General features: G+C 69.5%; 16 protein-coding genes and 1 pseudogene. 9 read left to right on the forward strand and 8 right to left on the reverse strand.

The window, feature by feature from the left end:
• Window positions 1-26: 26 nt before the first annotated feature.
• The 4 genes from SKC42_RS19015 to SKC42_RS19030 all read left to right on the forward strand — a co-directional run bounded on the left by SKC42_RS19015 (window position 27) and on the right by SKC42_RS19030 (window position 4,910).
• Window positions 27-851, forward strand: a complete 825-nt coding sequence (locus SKC42_RS19015; RefSeq protein ID WP_330965823.1) for a class I SAM-dependent methyltransferase — start codon at window positions 27-29, stop codon at window positions 849-851.
• Window positions 848-1,660: a class I SAM-dependent methyltransferase gene (locus tag SKC42_RS19020; RefSeq protein WP_330965824.1), complete on the forward strand. Its 813-nt coding sequence runs from the start codon at window positions 848-850 to the stop codon at window positions 1,658-1,660. Before SKC42_RS19015 ends, SKC42_RS19020 begins: the two co-directional genes overlap by 4 nt.
• A 143-nt stretch (window positions 1,661-1,803) precedes the next feature.
• Window positions 1,804-2,544 (forward strand): beta-phosphoglucomutase family hydrolase, encoded by a 741-nt coding sequence (locus SKC42_RS19025; protein WP_330965825.1) that lies wholly within the window; start codon window positions 1,804-1,806, stop codon window positions 2,542-2,544.
• Window positions 2,541-4,910: a glycoside hydrolase family 65 protein gene (locus tag SKC42_RS19030; RefSeq protein WP_330965826.1), complete on the forward strand. Its 2,370-nt coding sequence runs from the start codon at window positions 2,541-2,543 to the stop codon at window positions 4,908-4,910. Before SKC42_RS19025 ends, SKC42_RS19030 begins: the two co-directional genes overlap by 4 nt.
• Window positions 4,911-4,913: 3 nt before the next feature.
• On the opposite strand, the gene SKC42_RS19035 is transcribed toward SKC42_RS19030, so the two are convergent.
• Window positions 4,914-5,483: a TetR/AcrR family transcriptional regulator gene (locus SKC42_RS19035; protein ID WP_330965827.1), complete on the reverse strand. Its 570-nt coding sequence runs from the start codon at window positions 5,481-5,483 to the stop codon at window positions 4,914-4,916.
• A gap of 59 nt (window positions 5,484-5,542) precedes the next feature.
• On the opposite strand from SKC42_RS19035, the gene SKC42_RS19040 reads away from it, so the two are divergent.
• Entirely contained in the window at window positions 5,543-6,439 is an 897-nt protein-coding gene (locus SKC42_RS19040) for a TauD/TfdA dioxygenase family protein (protein WP_330965828.1), read from the forward strand.
• A gap of 15 nt (window positions 6,440-6,454) precedes the next feature.
• Here the strand turns inward: SKC42_RS19040 and SKC42_RS19045 are convergent, their stop codons facing one another.
• The 3 genes from SKC42_RS19045 to guaB form a co-directional block, all read right to left on the reverse strand.
• Entirely contained in the window at window positions 6,455-8,191 is a 1,737-nt protein-coding gene (locus SKC42_RS19045) for a GMC family oxidoreductase (protein ID WP_330965829.1), read from the reverse strand.
• A 122-nt stretch (window positions 8,192-8,313) separates the two neighbouring features.
• Entirely contained in the window at window positions 8,314-9,441 is a 1,128-nt protein-coding gene (locus tag SKC42_RS19050) for a GuaB3 family IMP dehydrogenase-related protein (protein ID WP_330965830.1), read from the reverse strand.
• 7 nt (window positions 9,442-9,448) lie between these two features.
• Window positions 9,449-11,050 (reverse strand): IMP dehydrogenase, encoded by a 1,602-nt coding sequence (guaB, locus tag SKC42_RS19055; RefSeq protein WP_330965831.1) that lies wholly within the window; start codon window positions 11,048-11,050, stop codon window positions 9,449-9,451.
• A gap of 175 nt (window positions 11,051-11,225) precedes the next feature.
• Here guaB and SKC42_RS19060 point away from each other — a divergent pair, with 175 nt between their 5' ends.
• Complete coding sequence (locus SKC42_RS19060; protein WP_085255589.1) at window positions 11,226-11,636, forward strand: DUF5319 domain-containing protein; 411 nt, start codon at window positions 11,226-11,228, stop codon at window positions 11,634-11,636.
• Between the two features lie 7 nt (window positions 11,637-11,643).
• On the opposite strand, the gene SKC42_RS19065 is transcribed toward SKC42_RS19060, so the two are convergent.
• The 3 genes from SKC42_RS19065 to SKC42_RS19075 all read right to left on the reverse strand — a co-directional run bounded on the left by SKC42_RS19065 (window position 11,644) and on the right by SKC42_RS19075 (window position 13,916).
• The gene (locus tag SKC42_RS19065) at window positions 11,644-12,438 is read right to left on the reverse strand and encodes an anti-sigma-D factor RsdA (protein WP_330965858.1); all 795 of its coding nucleotides are present in this window, start codon (window positions 12,436-12,438) and stop codon (window positions 11,644-11,646) included.
• The gene (locus SKC42_RS19070; protein ID WP_330965832.1) at window positions 12,431-13,006 is read right to left on the reverse strand and encodes a sigma-70 family RNA polymerase sigma factor; all 576 of its coding nucleotides are present in this window, start codon (window positions 13,004-13,006) and stop codon (window positions 12,431-12,433) included. The genes SKC42_RS19065 and SKC42_RS19070 overlap by 8 nt, the downstream gene beginning before the upstream one ends.
• A gap of 82 nt (window positions 13,007-13,088) precedes the next feature.
• Window positions 13,089-13,916 carry a hypothetical protein gene (locus SKC42_RS19075; RefSeq protein ID WP_330965833.1) on the reverse strand — a complete coding sequence of 276 codons (828 nt, stop codon included), beginning with the start codon at window positions 13,914-13,916 and terminating at the stop codon, window positions 13,089-13,091.
• A gap of 362 nt (window positions 13,917-14,278) precedes the next feature.
• Between SKC42_RS19075 and SKC42_RS19080 the strand changes: the two genes are divergently transcribed.
• From SKC42_RS19080 to SKC42_RS19090, 3 genes and pseudogenes are all read left to right on the forward strand, one after another.
• Complete coding sequence (locus SKC42_RS19080) at window positions 14,279-14,587, forward strand: WhiB family transcriptional regulator (protein ID WP_330965834.1); 309 nt, start codon at window positions 14,279-14,281, stop codon at window positions 14,585-14,587.
• Window positions 14,588-14,654: 67 nt separating this feature from the next.
• Window positions 14,655-14,765 (forward strand): annotated as a pseudogene (locus SKC42_RS19085) (hypothetical protein); the annotation flags it as partial.
• A gap of 285 nt (window positions 14,766-15,050) precedes the next feature.
• Window positions 15,051-15,815, forward strand: a complete 765-nt coding sequence (locus SKC42_RS19090) for a superoxide dismutase family protein (RefSeq protein WP_330965835.1) — start codon at window positions 15,051-15,053, stop codon at window positions 15,813-15,815.
• 29 nt (window positions 15,816-15,844) lie between these two features.
• On the opposite strand, the gene SKC42_RS19095 is transcribed toward SKC42_RS19090, so the two are convergent.
• On the reverse strand, window positions 15,845-16,762 hold the full coding sequence (locus tag SKC42_RS19095) for an LLM class F420-dependent oxidoreductase (RefSeq protein ID WP_330965836.1): 918 nt from the start codon (window positions 16,760-16,762) through the stop codon (window positions 15,845-15,847).
• Window positions 16,763-16,771: the final 9 nt, after the last annotated feature.

Here is a 16,771-nt window from a genome sequence, read left to right on the forward strand (position 1 = left end):
CCCAAACACAGAAAGGCACGATATCAATGAGTACAACCGAAAGCAGCTACGTCCTGGGCCATGCCGACGCGGAGGTGCGGCGGCTCCTCCTGCAGGGGCGGCTGTACAACGACTACACCGAGCATGCCCTACGGCTCGCCGGGCTGCGGCCGGGCATGCGGGTGCTCGACATCGGATGCGGGCCGGGTGACGTGTCGTTCATCGCCGCCCGGCTGGTCGGTCCGGCGGGAAGTGTCCTCGGGGTGGACGCCGCGCCCGCGATGATCGAGCTCGCGAGGGCCCGTGCCGCCGAACAAGGCCTGGGCGCAGTGCAATTCACGCAGGCCGTCGTGGACGCGATCACGCTGGACGAACCCGTGGACGCGGTGATCGGCCGGCTGATCCTGATGCACCTGCCGGACCCGGCCGCCACACTGCGGCACCTCAGCTCCCTGGTGCGCCCCGGTGGCGTGCTCGCCTTCTCCGAGAACGACATCACCGCAACGCGCAGCATCCCCGACCTGCCGCTGTTCCGACGGGTCAGCGACGGCATCGTGCGTGCCTTCGAGGCCATGGGGCTCAGCGCCGAGTTCGGCACCACGCTGCACAGGGTCTTCTTCGACGCCGGCCTGGGCGCGCCGAGTCTGACGCAGGGCACGCCCGTCGGTACGGCGGCCGACGGCGACATCTTGGCCTATGCCGCGGAAGTCTGGCGTCTGGTATCTCCGATCGCCGAACAGGGCGGCTTCGGCATCGACGAACTCGCCGACATCGACGACTTCGTGCCGCAGTTCCGCGAGGAGGCGCGCGCCGCCGGCGCCCTGATCACGATGCCCCCCATCATCACAGCGTGGACAAAGGTGCAGCGGTGAACGACACAATCCAGGACCAATACTCGACCGGACTGTCGCGCAACAACATCGAGCGGGCACTGGTCTCCGCCGGCAAGGACCTGGACCGGTTGGTTCCCGCGGACCTCGCCCCGCTGGAGGACTTTCACACCATGGGCCGCGCCGCCACCGCCCAACTGGTGGACCTGGCGCACATCACCAGCGGGAGCAACGTGCTCGACGCCGGCAGCGGGGTCGGCGGCACCGCCCGCTACGTCGCCGACCGCTACGGCTGCCACATCACCGCGGTGGATCTCACCGACGAATATTGCGAAACGCACCGCTGGCTCAATCGGCTGGTGGGGCTCGACGACCGGATATCTGTGCACCAATCTGACGTCACCCAACTCGCGTTCGCCGACGGCACTTTCGATGTCGTCATCAGCCAGCACGTCCAGATGAACGTGGCCGATAAGGCGCGCCTGTACTCCGAAGCGCATCGGGTGCTCAAGGATGGCGGACGGCTTGCGTTGTGGGACATCACGATGGGCGACCACGGTGAGCTGGTCTATCCCCTGCCGTGGGCGGATGAACCCGGGCGTAGCCGTCTGGTCGCCCCCGACGAGCTACGGGGGTTGGTCGAGTCCGCCGGGTTCGCCGTCGAACAGTGGAACGACCTGACCGAGCAGGCGACCGAGTTCATGCGAGCGCTCCTGGCCCGGCCTCCCAGCCCGCTGGGGCTGCATGCGTTCGTCGCCGATTTCGGCGGCAAAGTCGAGAACCTCAGCTCCGCGCTGGCGGACGGGCGCCTTCGGGCCATTCGGGGGGTCGCCGCGGCAACGCACCGGTGAGGGTGCGTCACGGTCAATCCCCGGGCCGAGGGCGGCGGTGAGCCGCCGCTCCACCGGGTGATCAGTGGCGGCCGGCATTTCCGCGTGGTGGAGTGGGTAAGCACGACGTAACTCCTTCAGAACAGAGGAAGTGAGGTCCCACCGTGCTGGGTCTGCCAGAGAAGGTGCACGCCTGTCTGTTCGACCTCGACGGTGTGCTCACCGATACCGCCAGCGTGCACACGAAGGCGTGGAAAGCCATGTTCGACGCCTTCCTCAAGGAACGGGCCGAACAATCCGGGGAGGAATTCGTCCCGTTCGACCCGGCGGCCGACTACCGCAAATACGTCGACGGAAAGAAACGCGAGGACGGGGTCCGGTCGTTTCTGGAAAGCCGCGGCATCGACCTGCCCGACGGCACCCCGGACGACGCGGGCGACGCCGACACGGTGTACGGCCTGGGCAACCGCAAGAACGAGATGTTCCAGAAGGTGCTGCACGACGACGGCGTCGAGGTGTTCGACGGGTCGCGACGCTACCTGGAGGCCGTCTCGGACGCGGGCCTGGCGATCGCCGTGGTGTCCTCGAGCGCCAACACCCGTGACGTCCTGCAGATCACCGGCCTGGACCGGTACGTACAGAAGCGGGTCGACGGGATCACGCTGCGCGACGAACACATCGCCGGCAAGCCGGCCCCCGACTCCTACCTGCGCGGGGCGGAATTGCTCGGCGTCGAGCCCGGGGCGGCGGCCGTGTTCGAGGACGCGCTGTCGGGCGTGCAGGCCGGCCGCGCCGGTAACTTCGGCTTCGTGGTTGGCGTCGACAGGGTGGGTCAGGCCGAGGAGCTGCGCCGCGACGGTGCGGACGTGGTGGTCACCGACCTCGCCGAGCTGCTGCCGTCATGATCGACGACGAAGCCTTCCCCGTCGAACCGTGGCACTTCCGCGAGACCAAACTCGACCTCAACCTGCTGGCCCAGACCGAATCCCTGTTCGCCCTGTCCAACGGCCACATCGGGCTGCGCGGCAATCTCGACGAGGGCGAGCCGTACGGGTTACCGGGCACGTACCTGAACTCGTTCTACGAGATCCGGCCGCTGCCGTACGCCGAGGCCGGGTTCGGCTACCCCGAGGCGGGTCAGACGATCGTCGACGTCACCAACGGCAAGATCATCCGGCTGCTGGTCGAGGACGAGCCGTTCGACGTCCGTTACGGGCGGCTGCTCTCCCACGAGCGCGTGCTCGACATGCGCGCGGGGACACTCACCCGCGAGGCGCTCTGGTGCTCGCCCGCCGGCAAGCAGGTCCGGGTGGTGTCCACCCGGCTGGTGTCGCTGACGCAGCGCGGCGTCGCCGCCATCGAGTATGTGGTGGAGGCGGTCAACGACTTCGTGCGCGTGACGGTGCAGTCCGAACTGGTCACCAACGAGGACCAGCCACATACCTCCGGCGATCCGCGGGTGGCGGCCATCCTGGAGAACCCGCTGGAGGCCGTCGACCACGAGAAGATCGAGACCGAGACCGGGGCGCTGCTCATGCACCGGACCCGCAGCAGCGCCCTGATGATGTCGGCCGCGATGGACCACGAGATCGACGTCCCCGGCCGCGTCGAATTCAGCACCGACGCCCGCGACGACCTGGCCCGCACCACCGTCATCTGTGGGCTGCGGGCGGGGCAGAAGCTGCGCATCGTCAAGTATCTGGCGTACGGCTGGTCGAGCATGCGCTCACGTCCGGCCCTGCGGGATCAGGCCGCCGCCGCGATCCACAGCGCCCGCTACAGCGGGTGGCAGGGACTGCTGGCCGCGCAGCGCGCCTACCTCGACTCGTTCTGGGACAGCGCCGACGTGGAGGTCGACGGCGACCCCGAATCGCAGCAGGCCGTGCGGTTCGGCCTGTTCCACCTGCTGCAGGCCAGCGCCCGCGCCGAACGCCGGGCGATCCCCGCCAAGGGCCTCACCGGGACCGGCTATGACGGCCACGCCTTCTGGGACACCGAGGGTTACGTGCTCCCGGTGCTCAGCTACACGGCGCCGCACACGGTCGCGGACGCGCTGCGCTGGCGGGCGTCGACCCTGGACCTCGCCAAGGAGCGGGCCGGTGAGCTCGGCCTCGCCGGCGCCGCCTTCCCGTGGCGGACGATCCGCGGGCAGGAGTGTTCGGCCTACTGGCCGGCGGGCACCGCGGCCTGGCACATCAACGCCGACATCGTGCTCGCCTTCGAGCGGTACCGGATTGTCACCGGCGACGATTCGCTGGAGCGCGACTGCCTGGCCGTGCTCGTCGAGACCGCGCGCCTGTGGCTGTCGCTCGGGCATCACGACCGGCACGGCGTCTGGCATCTCGACGGCGTCACGGGGCCCGACGAGTACACCGCCGTTGTCCGCGACAACGTCTTCACCAACCTGATGGCCGCGCAGAACCTGCGCATCGCCGCCGACGCCTGCGTCCGCCACCACGAGGAGGCCGAGACCCTCGGCGTCACCACTGAGGAGCTGGCCGCCTGGCGCGACGCGGCCGACGCCGCCAACATCCCCTATGACGCCGGACTCGGGGTCCATCAGCAGTGCGAAGGGTTCACCACGCTCGCGGAGTGGGACTTCAAGGAGAACCACGCCTATCCCCTGCTCCTGCACGACCCGTACGTGCGGCTCTACCCCGCGCAGGTGATCAAGCAGGCCGACCTCGTGCTGGCGATGCACTGGCAGGGCCACGCGTTCACGCGCGAGCAGAAGGCCCGCAACGTCGACTACTACGAGCGGCGCATGGTGCGCGACTCGTCGCTGTCCGCCTGCACGCAGGCGGTGCTGTGCGCCGAGGTCGGACACCTGGAACTGGCCCACGACTACGCCTACGAGGCCGCGCTGATCGACCTGCGCGACCTGCACCACAACACCCGCGACGGGCTGCACATGGCGTCGCTCGCCGGAGCCTGGACGGCGCTGGTCGGCGGATTCGGCGGCCTGCGCGACGACGAGGGCATCCTGTCGCTGGACCCCCAACTCCCGGAGGGCATTTCGCGGCTGCGGTTCCGCCTGCGCTGGCACGACTTCCGGCTGACCGTCGACGTCGACCACGCCCAGGTCATCTACACCGTGCGCGACGGGCCGGGCGGCCAGCTGACCATTCGCCACGCCGGGGCGGATCTGACGCTGAGCACCGATTCGCCGACGACCGTCGAGCTGCACCCCCGCGAGGCGCTGCTGCCGCGCCCCGAACAACCCGTGGGCCGCGAGCCGCTGCATCGGCGGGCCCTGGCCCGTCGTCAGTGAGGTTCAGCGCGGCTCGACGATTCGGGCCGCCTCGGCGGCCACCGCCTCACGCAGCTCGTCGTCGGTGAGGTCGGTGAGCCCGGCGGCCGAGCGCAGAAACGGCGCGAACAGCCGCCAACCGAACTGCAGCGCAAAGGCATTGGCGACGGCCAGCCGCGCGCTGCGCTCGTCGGGGTGGCCCGCGCGGCTGTGGTCCAGCAGCAGCGCCGCTCCCGGAAACCGAGTCTGCAGCGTCCCGGCCGGGTAGCCGTCGAGCAGCGTGCGGGCCAGCACCCGCAGGTGCCGATCCAGCGCGCGTTCGGCGTCCGCCGGGGCGGGGTCGCTCTCCAGCAACGCGGTGGTGGTGGCGCCGAGGTGATCGAGCACCGCGCCGACCAACTGCTCCTTGGTGCCGAAGTGCCGGAACACCAGGCCGTGGTTGACGTTCGACCGGGCGGCGATGTCGCGGATCGAGGTCGCGGCCGGGCCGCGTTCGGCGAACAGGTCGGCGGCCGCCTCCAGGATCGCCGCGGCCACCTCTTCGCGGCCCGTAGGGATCTTGCGGCGCGCAACGCTTGCCGACCCTGTAGTCATGCGTCTACACTAGCCGATGTAGTCATATGACTACAGTCGATTCACGAAGGACGATTCGCATGACACAGCCGGTATCCGTCACCAAGCTGGGTAGCCGCATCGGCGCCCGGATCGACGACGTGCGCCTCGGGGGCGACCTGGACGAGAACGCCGTGGAGGCGATCCACCAGGCGCTCCTGACCCACAAAGTGATCTTCTTCCGCGGCCAGCACCACCTGGACGACCAGCAACAGCTGGCGTTCGCCGGGCGCCTGGGCACGCCGATCGGCCACCCGGCCGCGACCGCCTTCGGCGCCGACACGCCGATCATCACGCCGATCAACTCCGAATGGGGCAAGGCCACCCGCTGGCACACCGACGTCACGTTCGCCGCCAACTACCCCGCGGCCTCGATCCTGCGCGCGGTCACCCTGCCCCGCTACGGCGGGTCGACCCTGTGGGCCAACACCGCGGCCGCGTACGAGCAGCTGCCCGGCGCGTTGCGCGCCCTCGTCGAGAACCTGTGGGCCCTGCACACCAACCGCTACGACTACGTCAACATCAACGCCGAAGCGATGACCGACGCGCAGCGCACGTTCCGGCAGGCCTTCGAGAAGGCCGACTTCCGTACCGAGCACCCCGTGGTGCGCGTGCACCCGGAGACCGGCGAGCGCACGCTACTCGCCGGCGACTTCGTGCGCGGGTTCGTCGACTTCGACAGCCATGAGTCGACCGTGCTCCTGGACCTGCTGCAGCGGCGGATTACCTTGCCGGAGAACACCATTCGCTGGAATTGGGAAGCCGGTGACGTCGCCATCTGGGACAACCGGGCGACCCAGCACCGGGCAATCGACGACTACGACAACCAGGCCCGGCTCATGCACCGCGTCACGTTGATGGGCGACGTGCCCGTCAACGTGCACGGCGAGCGCAGCCGGGTGGTCAGCGGCGCGCCCCTCAGCGCGGTGGCGAGCTAGGAGTGAGCTAGGTGCTCAGCCCGCGCTGCTCACCGGGGTGATCGGCAGCCACCGCAGCCCGCCGGGCGCCTGCGCCGGCACCACCGGGTGTTCCGGCGCGATCGGCGCCATCCGGCGGTAGGCGTCGCCCTGCAGCGGCCGCTCGTCGTTCTCGCCCTTGTTCGGCCAGAGCGAGGCGGCCCGCTCGGCCTGCGCGGTGATCGACAGCGACGGGTTGACGCCCAGGTTGGCCGAGATCGCCGCGCCGTCCACTACGTACAGGTTCGGGTAGCCCCAGACGCGGTGGTACGGGTCGATGACGCCGAGGTCGGGACTGTCGCTGATCGCCGCGCCGCCCAGGAAGTGGGCGGTCAGCGGGATGTTGAACAGCTCGCCCCAGGTGCCGCCGGCCACGCCGTCGATCTTCTCGGCGACGCGGCGGGTGACCTCGTTGCCCACGGGGTTCCAGGCCGGATTGGGGTCGCCGTGGCCCTGCTTGCTGGTGTACCAGCGGATGCCCAGCTTGCCGCGCTTGGTGTAGGTGGTGATCGAGTTGTCCAGGTGCTGCATCACCAGGGCGATCAGCGTGCGCTCGCTCCACTGGTGGACGTTGAGCATGCGCAGCATGCGGCGCGGGTCGTCGGTGGCCTGCTGCAGCAACTGCTTCCAGCGCGGCACGTCGGTGCCGCCGGGGCCGGTGCCGTCCGTCATCAGCGTCTGCAGGAGGCCCATCGCGTTGGAGCCCTTGCCGTACCGGCACGGTTCGACGTGGGTGTCGGACGTCGGGTGAATCGACGACGTGATCGCCACGCCGTGCGTCAGGTCGAGGTCCGGCGTCACCTCCAGCCGGCCGGCACCGACGATCGACTCGGAATTGGTCCGCGTCAGCACGCCCAGCCGGTCGGACAGCCGCGGCAGCTTGCCCCTGTCGCGCATCTTGAACATCAGGTGCTGCGTGCCCCACGTGCCGGCGGCCAGGATCAGGTTCTCGGCGGTGAAGGTGCGCCGATCCCGGCGCAGCCAGCTGCCGGTGCGCACCGTGCGCACCTCCCACAAACCATCCGGGCGCTGCTCGAAGCCCTTGACCGTCGTCATCGGAACGACCTCGGCGCCGGCCGATTCCGCGAGCCCGAGGTAGTTCTTGAGCAGCGTGTTCTTCGCGCCGTATCGGCAGCCCGTCATGCAACAGCCACACTCCAGGCAGCCGGTGCGGTCGGGGCCCGCCCCACCGAAGTACGGGTCAGGCACCGTCTTGCCCGGGGCCTTGGCGCCGTCGGGCCCGAAGAACACCCCGACCGGCGTGGGCACCCAGGTGTCGCCGCACCCCATGTCGTCAGCGACCTGCTTGAGGACCTTGTCCGCGTCGGTGACCGTCGGGTTGGTCACCACCCCCAGCATCCGCTGAGCCTGGTCGTAGTGCGGCATCAACTCGTCGCGCCAGTCCGTAATGTGCGCCCACTGCCGGTCTTTGAAGAACGGGTCCGGCGGCACGTACAGCGTGTTGGCGTAGTTCAGGGATCCGCCGCCCACCCCGGCCCCGGCGAGGATCATGACGTTCTTCAGCGGATGGATCCGCTGAATGCCGTAGCAACCGAGCCGCGGCGCCCACAGGAACTTGCGCAGGTCCCAGGACGTCTCGGCGAAGTCCTCGTCGGCAAAGCGGCGACCCGCCTCGAGCACACCGACCCGGTAACCCTTTTCGGTCAGTCGCAGGGCGCTGACGCTCCCCCCGAATCCCGAACCGATGATCAGAACGTCGTAATCCGGCCTCATCGCACCAGTATGGCCTTACCGGCCGGTAATAAACCAGCGAGCGGGCGGGCTGACCGACCGCCCCGCTGGCCGGGCCGTCGGCGCCGAGCGCCCGGCTGGCCGGGCGCTGGCCGGCGACGCGCTCAGCTACCGACGGCCAGGCCGACCTTCTGGAATTCCTTGAGGTCGCAGTAGCCGGCCTTGGCCATCGATCGGCGCAGCCCGCCGACCAGGTTCAGGGCGCCGAACGGGTCGTCCGACGGGCCGCCCAGGACCCGCTCGAGCGGCGGCCGTTCCCCCACAGCGATCTGCAGTAGAGCCCCGCGCGGCAGCGACGGGTGCGCGGCGGCGGCGGGCCAGAACCACCCCTCGCCGAGCGCCTCGGCGGCCTCGGCGAGCGGGGTGCCGAGCATGACCGCGTCGGCGCCACAGGCGATGGCCTTCGCCAGCTCGCCGGAGGTGTGGATGTCGCCGTCGGCCAGCACGTGGACGTACCGGCCGCCGGTCTCGTCGAGGTATTCGCGGCGCGCGGCGGCGGCGTCGGCGATCGCGGTCGCCATCGGCACGCTGATGCCGAGCACCTCGTCGCTGGTGGTCACGCCCCGGGTGGAGCCGTAGCCGACAATCACACCGGCGGCACCCGTGCGCATCAGGTGCAACGCGGTGCGGTGGTCGAGCACCCCGCCGGCCACCACCGGGACGTCAAGCTCGGAGATGAACGTCTTCAGGTTCAGGGGCTCGCCGTCGCTGGCGACCCGCTCCGCCGACACGATCGTGCCCTGGATGACCAGCAGGTCGATGCCGGCCTGCAGCAGCACCGGGGTCAGCGCCTGGGCATTCTGGGGGCTGACCCGCACCGCCGTGGTCACGCCGGCCTCCCGGATCCGCGCGACCGCGGAGCCCAGCAGATCGGGGTTCAGCGGGGCGGCGTGGAACTCCTGCAGCAGCCTGATCGCCGCGGACGGCTCCGGCTCCTTGCTCGCGGCCTCGACCAGCTGGGCGATCTTGGCCTCGACGTCGGCATGCCGCCCGATCAGGCCCTCGCCGTTGAGCACGCCCAAGCCGCCGAGGCGGCCGAGTTCGATGGCGAACTCCGGCGACACCAGCGCGTCGGTCGGGTGGGCCAGCACGGGGATCTCGAAGCGGTACGCGTCCAGCTGCCAAGCAGTCGACACGTCCTGCGACGACCTGGTGCGCCGCGACGGCACGATGCTGACTTCGCTCAGCTCATAAGTGCGACGGGCGGTGCGGCCCATCCCGATTTCAACCATCACAGCCTCAGCGCGCGAAGTAGTTGGGCGCTTCGACCGTCATCGCGACGTCGTGCGGGTGGCTCTCACGGAGCCCGGCGGCGGTGATCCGGACGAACTGCGCCTGCTGCAGCGCCTCGATGGTCGGCGAGCCGGTGTAGCCCATCGCGGCGCGCAGGCCCCCGGTGAGCTGGTGGATGACCGAGGCCAGCGGGCCGCGGAACGGCACCCGTCCCTCGATCCCCTCGGGCACCAGCTTGTCCTCGGACAGGGCGTCGTCGGCGAAGTAGCGGTCCTTGGAGAAGGACTTACCCGCCGCCCCGGAGGCCCCCCGACCCGCCATGGCGCCGAGCGACCCCATCCCGCGATAGCTCTTGAACTGCTTGCCGTTGACGAAGATCAGCTCGCCTGGCGCCTCGGCGGTGCCCGCCAGCAGGGAGCCGAGCATGGTGGTCGACGCGCCGGCCGCCAGCGCCTTGGCGATGTCGCCCGAGTACTGCAGCCCGCCGTCGGCGATGACGGGGACGCCGGCGGGGCGGCAGACCGCGACCGCCTCGAGGATCGCGGTGATCTGCGGCGCACCGACGCCCGCCACCACCCGGGTGGTGCAGATGGAGCCCGGTCCCACCCCGACCTTCACGGCGTCGGCGCCGGCGTCCACCAGGGCGGCGGCCGCGGCGCGAGTCGCGACGTTGCCGCCGATCACCTCGACCCGGTCCCCGACCTCGGCCTTGAGCTTGCCGACCATGTCGAGTACCAACCGGTTGTGGGCGTGTGCGGTGTCGACGATCAGCACGTCGCAACCCGCGTCGACCAGCATCATCGCGCGGACCCAGGCGTCGCCGCCGACGCCGACGGCGGCGCCCACCAGCAACCGGCCGTCGCTGTCCTTGGTGGCCAGCGGGTGCTGTTCGGTCTTGACAAAATCCTTGACGGTGATCAGGCCGGTGAGCCGGCCGTGGCCGTCGACCACGGGCAGCTTCTCGATCTTGTTGCGGCGCAGCAGCCCCAGCGCCGCGTCGGCGCTGACGCCCTCCTGGGCGGTGATCAGCGGGGCCTTGGTCATCACCTCGGCGACCGGCCTGGACTGGTCGACCTCGAAGCGCATGTCGCGGTTGGTGATGATACCGACGAGCGCGCCCGCGTCGTCGACCACCGGCAGGCCGGAGATGCGGAACCGGGCGCACAAGGCATCGACCTGGGCCAGCGTGTTGTCCGGCCGGCAGGTGACCGGGTCGGTGACCATGCCGGCCTCGGAGCGCTTGACCATCTCGACCTGGCCGGCCTGCTCGGCGACCGGGAGGTTGCGATGCAGGACACCCATGCCGCCCGCACGGGCCATCGCGATGGCCATCCGCGACTCGGTCACGGTGTCCATGGCCGAGCTGACCAGCGGCACCCTCAGCCGGATCTTCTTGGTGAGCTGGCTGGAGGTGTCGGCAGTGGCGGGAACGACATCGGACGCCGCGGGCAACAGCAACACGTCGTCGAAGGTGAGGCCCAGCATCGCCACCTTGTGCGGGTCGTCCCCGCCGGTGGGCACCGGGTCGTCCGCCAGCCCGCCCATCCGCAGGTACGGACTGGCGACCAGGTCGGAGCTGTCTTCCAGGTTGGACATGCCACGGGACATTCGGGACGCCTCCATACGCGCGCGGAGTTGAGAACCTCATCCTATCGGCTCAAAAGCCCGCGGCACCCGCTTGCTCTGGCGCGCCGCCCGGGCCGGATCGGCGCGGCCGAAATCGTCCGGCGGGGCGGTGTCGCGCTGCTGGCATTTTGACGGCCCCCCTGCGTAGGCTGTAGGCGTGCGCGACCACCTTCCACCGGGTTTGCCGCCCGACCCATTCGCCGATGACCCGTGCGACCCGTCGGCGGCGCTCGAAGCCGTCGAGCCCGGACAGCCGCTGGATCAACAGGAGCGGATGGCGGTCGAGGCCGACCTGGCGGATCTCGCCGTCTACGAGGCGTTGTTGGCGCACAAGGGCATTCGCGGGCTCGTCGTGTGCTGCGACGAGTGCCAGCAGGACCACTACCACGACTGGGACATGCTGCGGGCCAACCTGCTGCAGCTGCTCATCGACGGCACCGTCCGCCCGCACGAGCCGGCTTACGACCCGGAGCCGGACGCCTACGTCACGTGGGATTACTGCCGGGGATATGCCGACGCCTCGCTGAACGAAGCGACGTCAGACGCGGACGGTTTTCACCGGCGCTAGGTACCCATCACGGGTCGGTGGCCGGTGCCACCGGACTCGTCGTCTGGCCGTGATGATGGTGGTGCTGCCGACCCGACGACGGGCTCGTCGAGGGGCTTGCGGGCACGCTCGGCGACGGTGAAGCGCTCGGTTCGGGTGTCGGCGTGGGGGCCGAGCTCGGGGCCGGGGTCGGGGTCCAGCTTCCCGTCGTCGACGCGGCCGGGGGCAGTGTGGCGTTCGGGTTGCGGGATTCGACCCGCGTGTTCAGCAGGTTCACCTGGTCGATCAGGTCGTGCCGGTCGGCCCCGTCGTTCATCGACTGCACGGTGCTGCTGACCTCAGCCAGCTGGTTGTGGGCCTGGTCCCATTGACCGTCGTCGATCATTTGCTGAACCTTGGCCAGGTGGGCCTTGGCGGACAGCATGATCTGGTTCTCGTTGACCCTCGGTTGGTCGAAGAACATCGCATGCAGTCCGTACAGCGTGTCGCCGGGTCGGGCCTCCACCACCATGGCGCTGAACCCGCTCAGCACCAGCAGGGCCGCGGCGACCGACCCGACGGTCGCCAGGCCGCGCCGGCCCCGGCGGCGGATCGTCAGCCCGTCGTGCAGGGCCCGGATGGCCTCCTCCGGGGCGACCAGCGCGCTGGCCGGCGGCCACCGGAGGTTGTCGCGCCAGTCCTCCAACAGCGTGGCCAGCACGTCCTCGTCGGGGTCCTCGAGGCGGACGGGCCGGCGCTCGGCGAGGGCGTCGAGCAGCAGGTCGGTCTGGGCCACCTCGTCCAGGGCGGGCTGATCACCGAAGCTGTAACCGAATTCAGGCACAGTCACCCGCCGCAACGATCTCGGACTTGAGCCGCGACAGCGCGCGATGCTGCGCCACCCGGACGGCCCCGGGGGTGCTGCCGACGGCGGCGGCGGTCTCCTCGGCGGACAGGCCGACGACCACCCGCAGGATCAGGATCTCCCGCTGCTTCGCGGGCAGGATTTCCAGCAGCTCGCTCATCCGGCTGACCGAGTCCGCTTCGATGGCGCGCTGCTCGGGGCCTGCGTCGGGTGACCAGCGCTCCGGTAGGGATTCGGACGGGTAGGCAAGGTCACGGCCGGCGGCCCGGTGGGCGTCGGCGACCTTGTGGGCAGCGATGCCGTACAGGAAGGCCAGGAACGGGCGTCCCCGGTCGCGGTAGCGAGGCAGCGCCGTGATGGTGGCCAAACACACCTCCTGTGCTACGTCGTCGGCTGACAGACCACCCCGATCGACGGTGCCGACTCGCGCTCGGCAATATCGGACGACGATCGGACGGATGGTCTCCAGCACCTCCCGTAGTGCATTCCGGTCTCCCGCCACGGCCTCCGCAACCACAGCGTCGAGACGTTCCCCTTGAATTGTCATCGACGGCGGTATCTCCAACGTTACGAACGGGACACATCGCGGGCTAACTCACGGCAATGACAATAACGGCCGGAATGCCGTTTTAAGCGGAACGCCAGGTTCCCCCGGCGTGGCGCACCTGGCCTGCGCAGATATCGCGAACATCCTGCACCTTTTGTGCCGAAAATGTGACGCATCCGATATCGATCAGCAAGCAGGCGAGCGCCCACCGCAGGGGTACCAATCCCAGCCGGCCGGCCTCGTCGAGGGCCGGTTCGGCGACCGCGCGGGCGCGCTCGATGCGCCCCGCGCTGCACAGCGCGGCGGCGAGCACGACGTCGCTCTTGAGCAGGTGCCGCGCCGGGGCGTGCTCCCCGGTCAGCCGCATGGCCCGGGCGAGTTCCACCGCCTCCGCGGCATGCCTCACGGCGGCCTCGCCGTCCCCGGAGGCCATGGCCAGCTCGGCGCAGACCCACCCGCGGCGCACCGGCAACCGGGCGGGCACCGCCCCGCCCGCGAGCACCGCGTCCGCGCGCCGCAGCAACGCCGCCGCGGCCGCGAAGCGGCCGATCCCCAGCGCGTCGGCCGCGAGCCCGATCAGGGCATCGGCGCGCGCCTCGTCATCCCCGCCGGCCAGCGCCAGCGCTCGGCCGTCCCAGCCGCGCGCCAGGGTGTGCCAACCCTGTTGGCGCAGAAACGATCCCTGCGTGCTGTGCGCCAGCGAAACCAACCGCCGGTCACCGGTGCGGCGCAGGGTCGCGAGATCCCGATAGGCGCTGCCATACCGGCCCTGGCCACCGCACGCGACGGCGCGCAGCCACAGCTGTTGCGGGGTGGCCGCCGTCGGGAGGGGCCATTGGCCGGGCCGGTCGCCGAAGGCGGCGGTGGCCAGCCGCCGGTCCACGCCGGCACTGTGACGCGTTTCAATCACGGTGACCAGTAAACAGTTTGTGGTGTCCGTGTTGCCATACTGTTAATCACCACTACCCCTGTACTAATAGCCGTCCCCACTCTTCCGCGCCCTGAGCTGGGCAATCTCCATCAGGCGAAGTTGCCTGGTAGCACGCCCGCCGTCGCGCTAATGCGTTACAGATGAACGCGGCGTAAATTCTCCGCCAACCGTTACATATTTTGCCCATCTAACTGGCTATTGACGGCAATTCATTGGCGCACCTAAGTTCAACGATTGACAGGTAGTCATCGGTGACGCCACTCCAAAATTAGATAGACACATCCATTCTCGGACGCTTGGCGGACCTCACTTGGCGACCCGTGCAGAGAGGGAACAACCACATGCCACAGCCGGAGCAGCTACCTGGCCCCAACGCCGACATCTGGAACTGGCAACTGCAGGGCCTGTGCCGCGGCGTTGACTCCTCGATGTTCTTTCACCCCGACGGCGAGCGCGGCCGCGCACGCATGCAGCGCGAGCAGCGCGCCAAAGAGATGTGCCGCCGCTGCCCGGTGATCCAGGAGTGCCGCTCCCACGCCCTCGAGGTCGGTGAGCCCTACGGCGTCTGGGGCGGGCTGTCCGAATCCGAGCGCGACCTGCTGCTGAAGGGTGACATCGGCCGCAACCGGGGCATCCGCCGCACGGCTTAGCCAGTTTCGCAGCCAGTTTCTCGCAGCCCGTTCGCGGGTTTTCGGCCGCGGCCTTCGGGCCGCCCCGATACTGTTTGCCCATGCAGGCGTGTTCCTGATCGGTTTGCTCACCGGGTTCGCCGTCCCGGCGTTGACGAAGTTGAAGAACCCGCGGATGGCGCTTTCGAGTCACCTCGAAGCCTCGACCTGCCGCACAATCTGGGCACGGCCGCGGGCGGGCAGGAGTCGTCGGCGTGCGAAGGAGAGGGTCGTCGGCTTCTGCTGGTCTCGGTCGCAATCGTGATCGGCGTCGGCATCGTCATCGCCGGGCTCTGACCGGGCTCTCGCGGTCCGCGACACAGCAACCACGGCGGCGACACGCCGGCAAGCCGCGCCGTGGCTTATGTCTGGTGGCGGGACTGGCACCGAGGCGAGTCCGGCGAGCCGCCGTTTCGACCCCGGTCGATTTGGGTAGGCACGGCGCATGAACAGGGGCCTGACATTCGCGGTCACCGCGCTCACCGCCATCGCGCCACTGGGCGCCTGCGCGAACCAAACCGGCAACCAGGCCACTACGTCGCCCTCCAGCGCCCCACCCGGCACGGAACGGATGAGCACCCAGCTCAAGGGCGCCGACGGAAGTCAGATCGCAACCGCGACTTTCGATTTCGCCAACGGCTACGCGACCGTGACGGTCGAGGCGGGGCCGAACCAGGTGCTCAGCCCGGGGTTTCACGGGTTGCAGATCCACGCGATCGGCAAATGCGAGCCGAATTCGAGCGCACCGGCGGGCGGCCCGACCGGTGACTTCAATTCCGCCGGGTCGGTGTACCAGGCGTCCGGACACACCGGCTTTCCCGCCAGCGGTGACCTCACCGCGCTCGAGGTGCGCTCCGACGGCTCGGCGAAACTCGTCACCACCAGCAACGCGTTCACCGCTGCGGACCTGCGGAACAGCTCGGGCACCGCGCTCGTGATCCACCAGGACGCCGACAACTTGGGCAGCACTCCCGCCGCGGAGTCGAGCAAGCGAGTCGCCTGCGGCGTCATCGCCGCGGCCTCCACCGCCTCGTCGAGCACCTCGTCCACCGAGACGACGACCAGCGTCACCACGATCACCACCACGACCGCCGTACCACCACCGTCGACGAGCACGAGCACCAGCACGGTCACGGTCACCAGCCCGCCGACCGGCACCTCCACGCCGAGCAAGACGGTGACGACCAACAGCCTGCCGCCCGGCAGCTGAGGCCAGGCCTCAGCTGATCTGGCCCGGCGTCAAAGCAACGGGCTGAGCGCCTCACCCGCCGCGGTGATCACGCCGGGGGTGTAGCGGTGCGTCGGCAGGTTGATGATCACGCCGTCGATGCCCGCGTCGAGCACCCGGCGTTTGATCTCGTCGGCCACCTGCTCGGGCGTCCCGATGACCGCCCGGCCGCCGCGGGCCTCGCCGATGTCCCGGGGCGCGCCGTAACCGTCGAGCACGACCGTTAGCAGGCAGCTCGTCTCCAAAGTCGATGGATCACGGTCAATTTCGGCGCAGCGCTGCCGGAGCACCTCGAGCTTGCGGGGCAGCTCGTCGATGTCGGCGATGACGTTGAGGTGGTCGGCGTAGCGGGCCGCCAGACGGAAGGTCTTCTTCTCGCCGCTACCGCCGAGCATGACGGGGATATGGTCGCGATAGCGCGGCTCGTTGATCGCGCTTTCGGCGTGGTACCACTTGCCGTCGAACGTCGGCCGCTCGCCGTGCAGCATCGGCACGATGATCTGCAGCGCCTCCTCCAGCTTCTCGAACCGCTCGGTGAAACTGCCGAACTCGAAGCCCAATTGTTGGTGCTCGAGTTCGAACCAGCCCGCCCCGATGCCGAGGATGGCCCGGCCGGCGCTGACGACGTCCAGCGTCGTGATCGTCTTGGCCAGCAGGGTGGGGTTGCGATAGGTGTTGCCGGTCACCAGCGTCGACAGCTGCACGCGCTCCACGGACGCCGCCAGGGCGCCGAGCGCGGTGTACGCCTCCAGCATCGGTTCGTCGGGTTCACCCAGTCCAGGCAATTGATAGAAGTGATCCATCAGCAGCACGGTGTCGAATCCCGCGCTCTCGGCCTCCTGGGCCTGAGCCTTGACGGCGGGAAACAATTCGGCGACCGGCGTTCCGTAGGAGAAGTTGGGAATCTGCAGTCCGAGGCGAATAGTCACGCACCACTG

Source organism: Mycobacterium sp. 050134, from assembly GCF_036409085.1.
In the GTDB taxonomy this organism is placed as follows: domain Bacteria; phylum Actinomycetota; class Actinomycetes; order Mycobacteriales; family Mycobacteriaceae; genus Mycobacterium.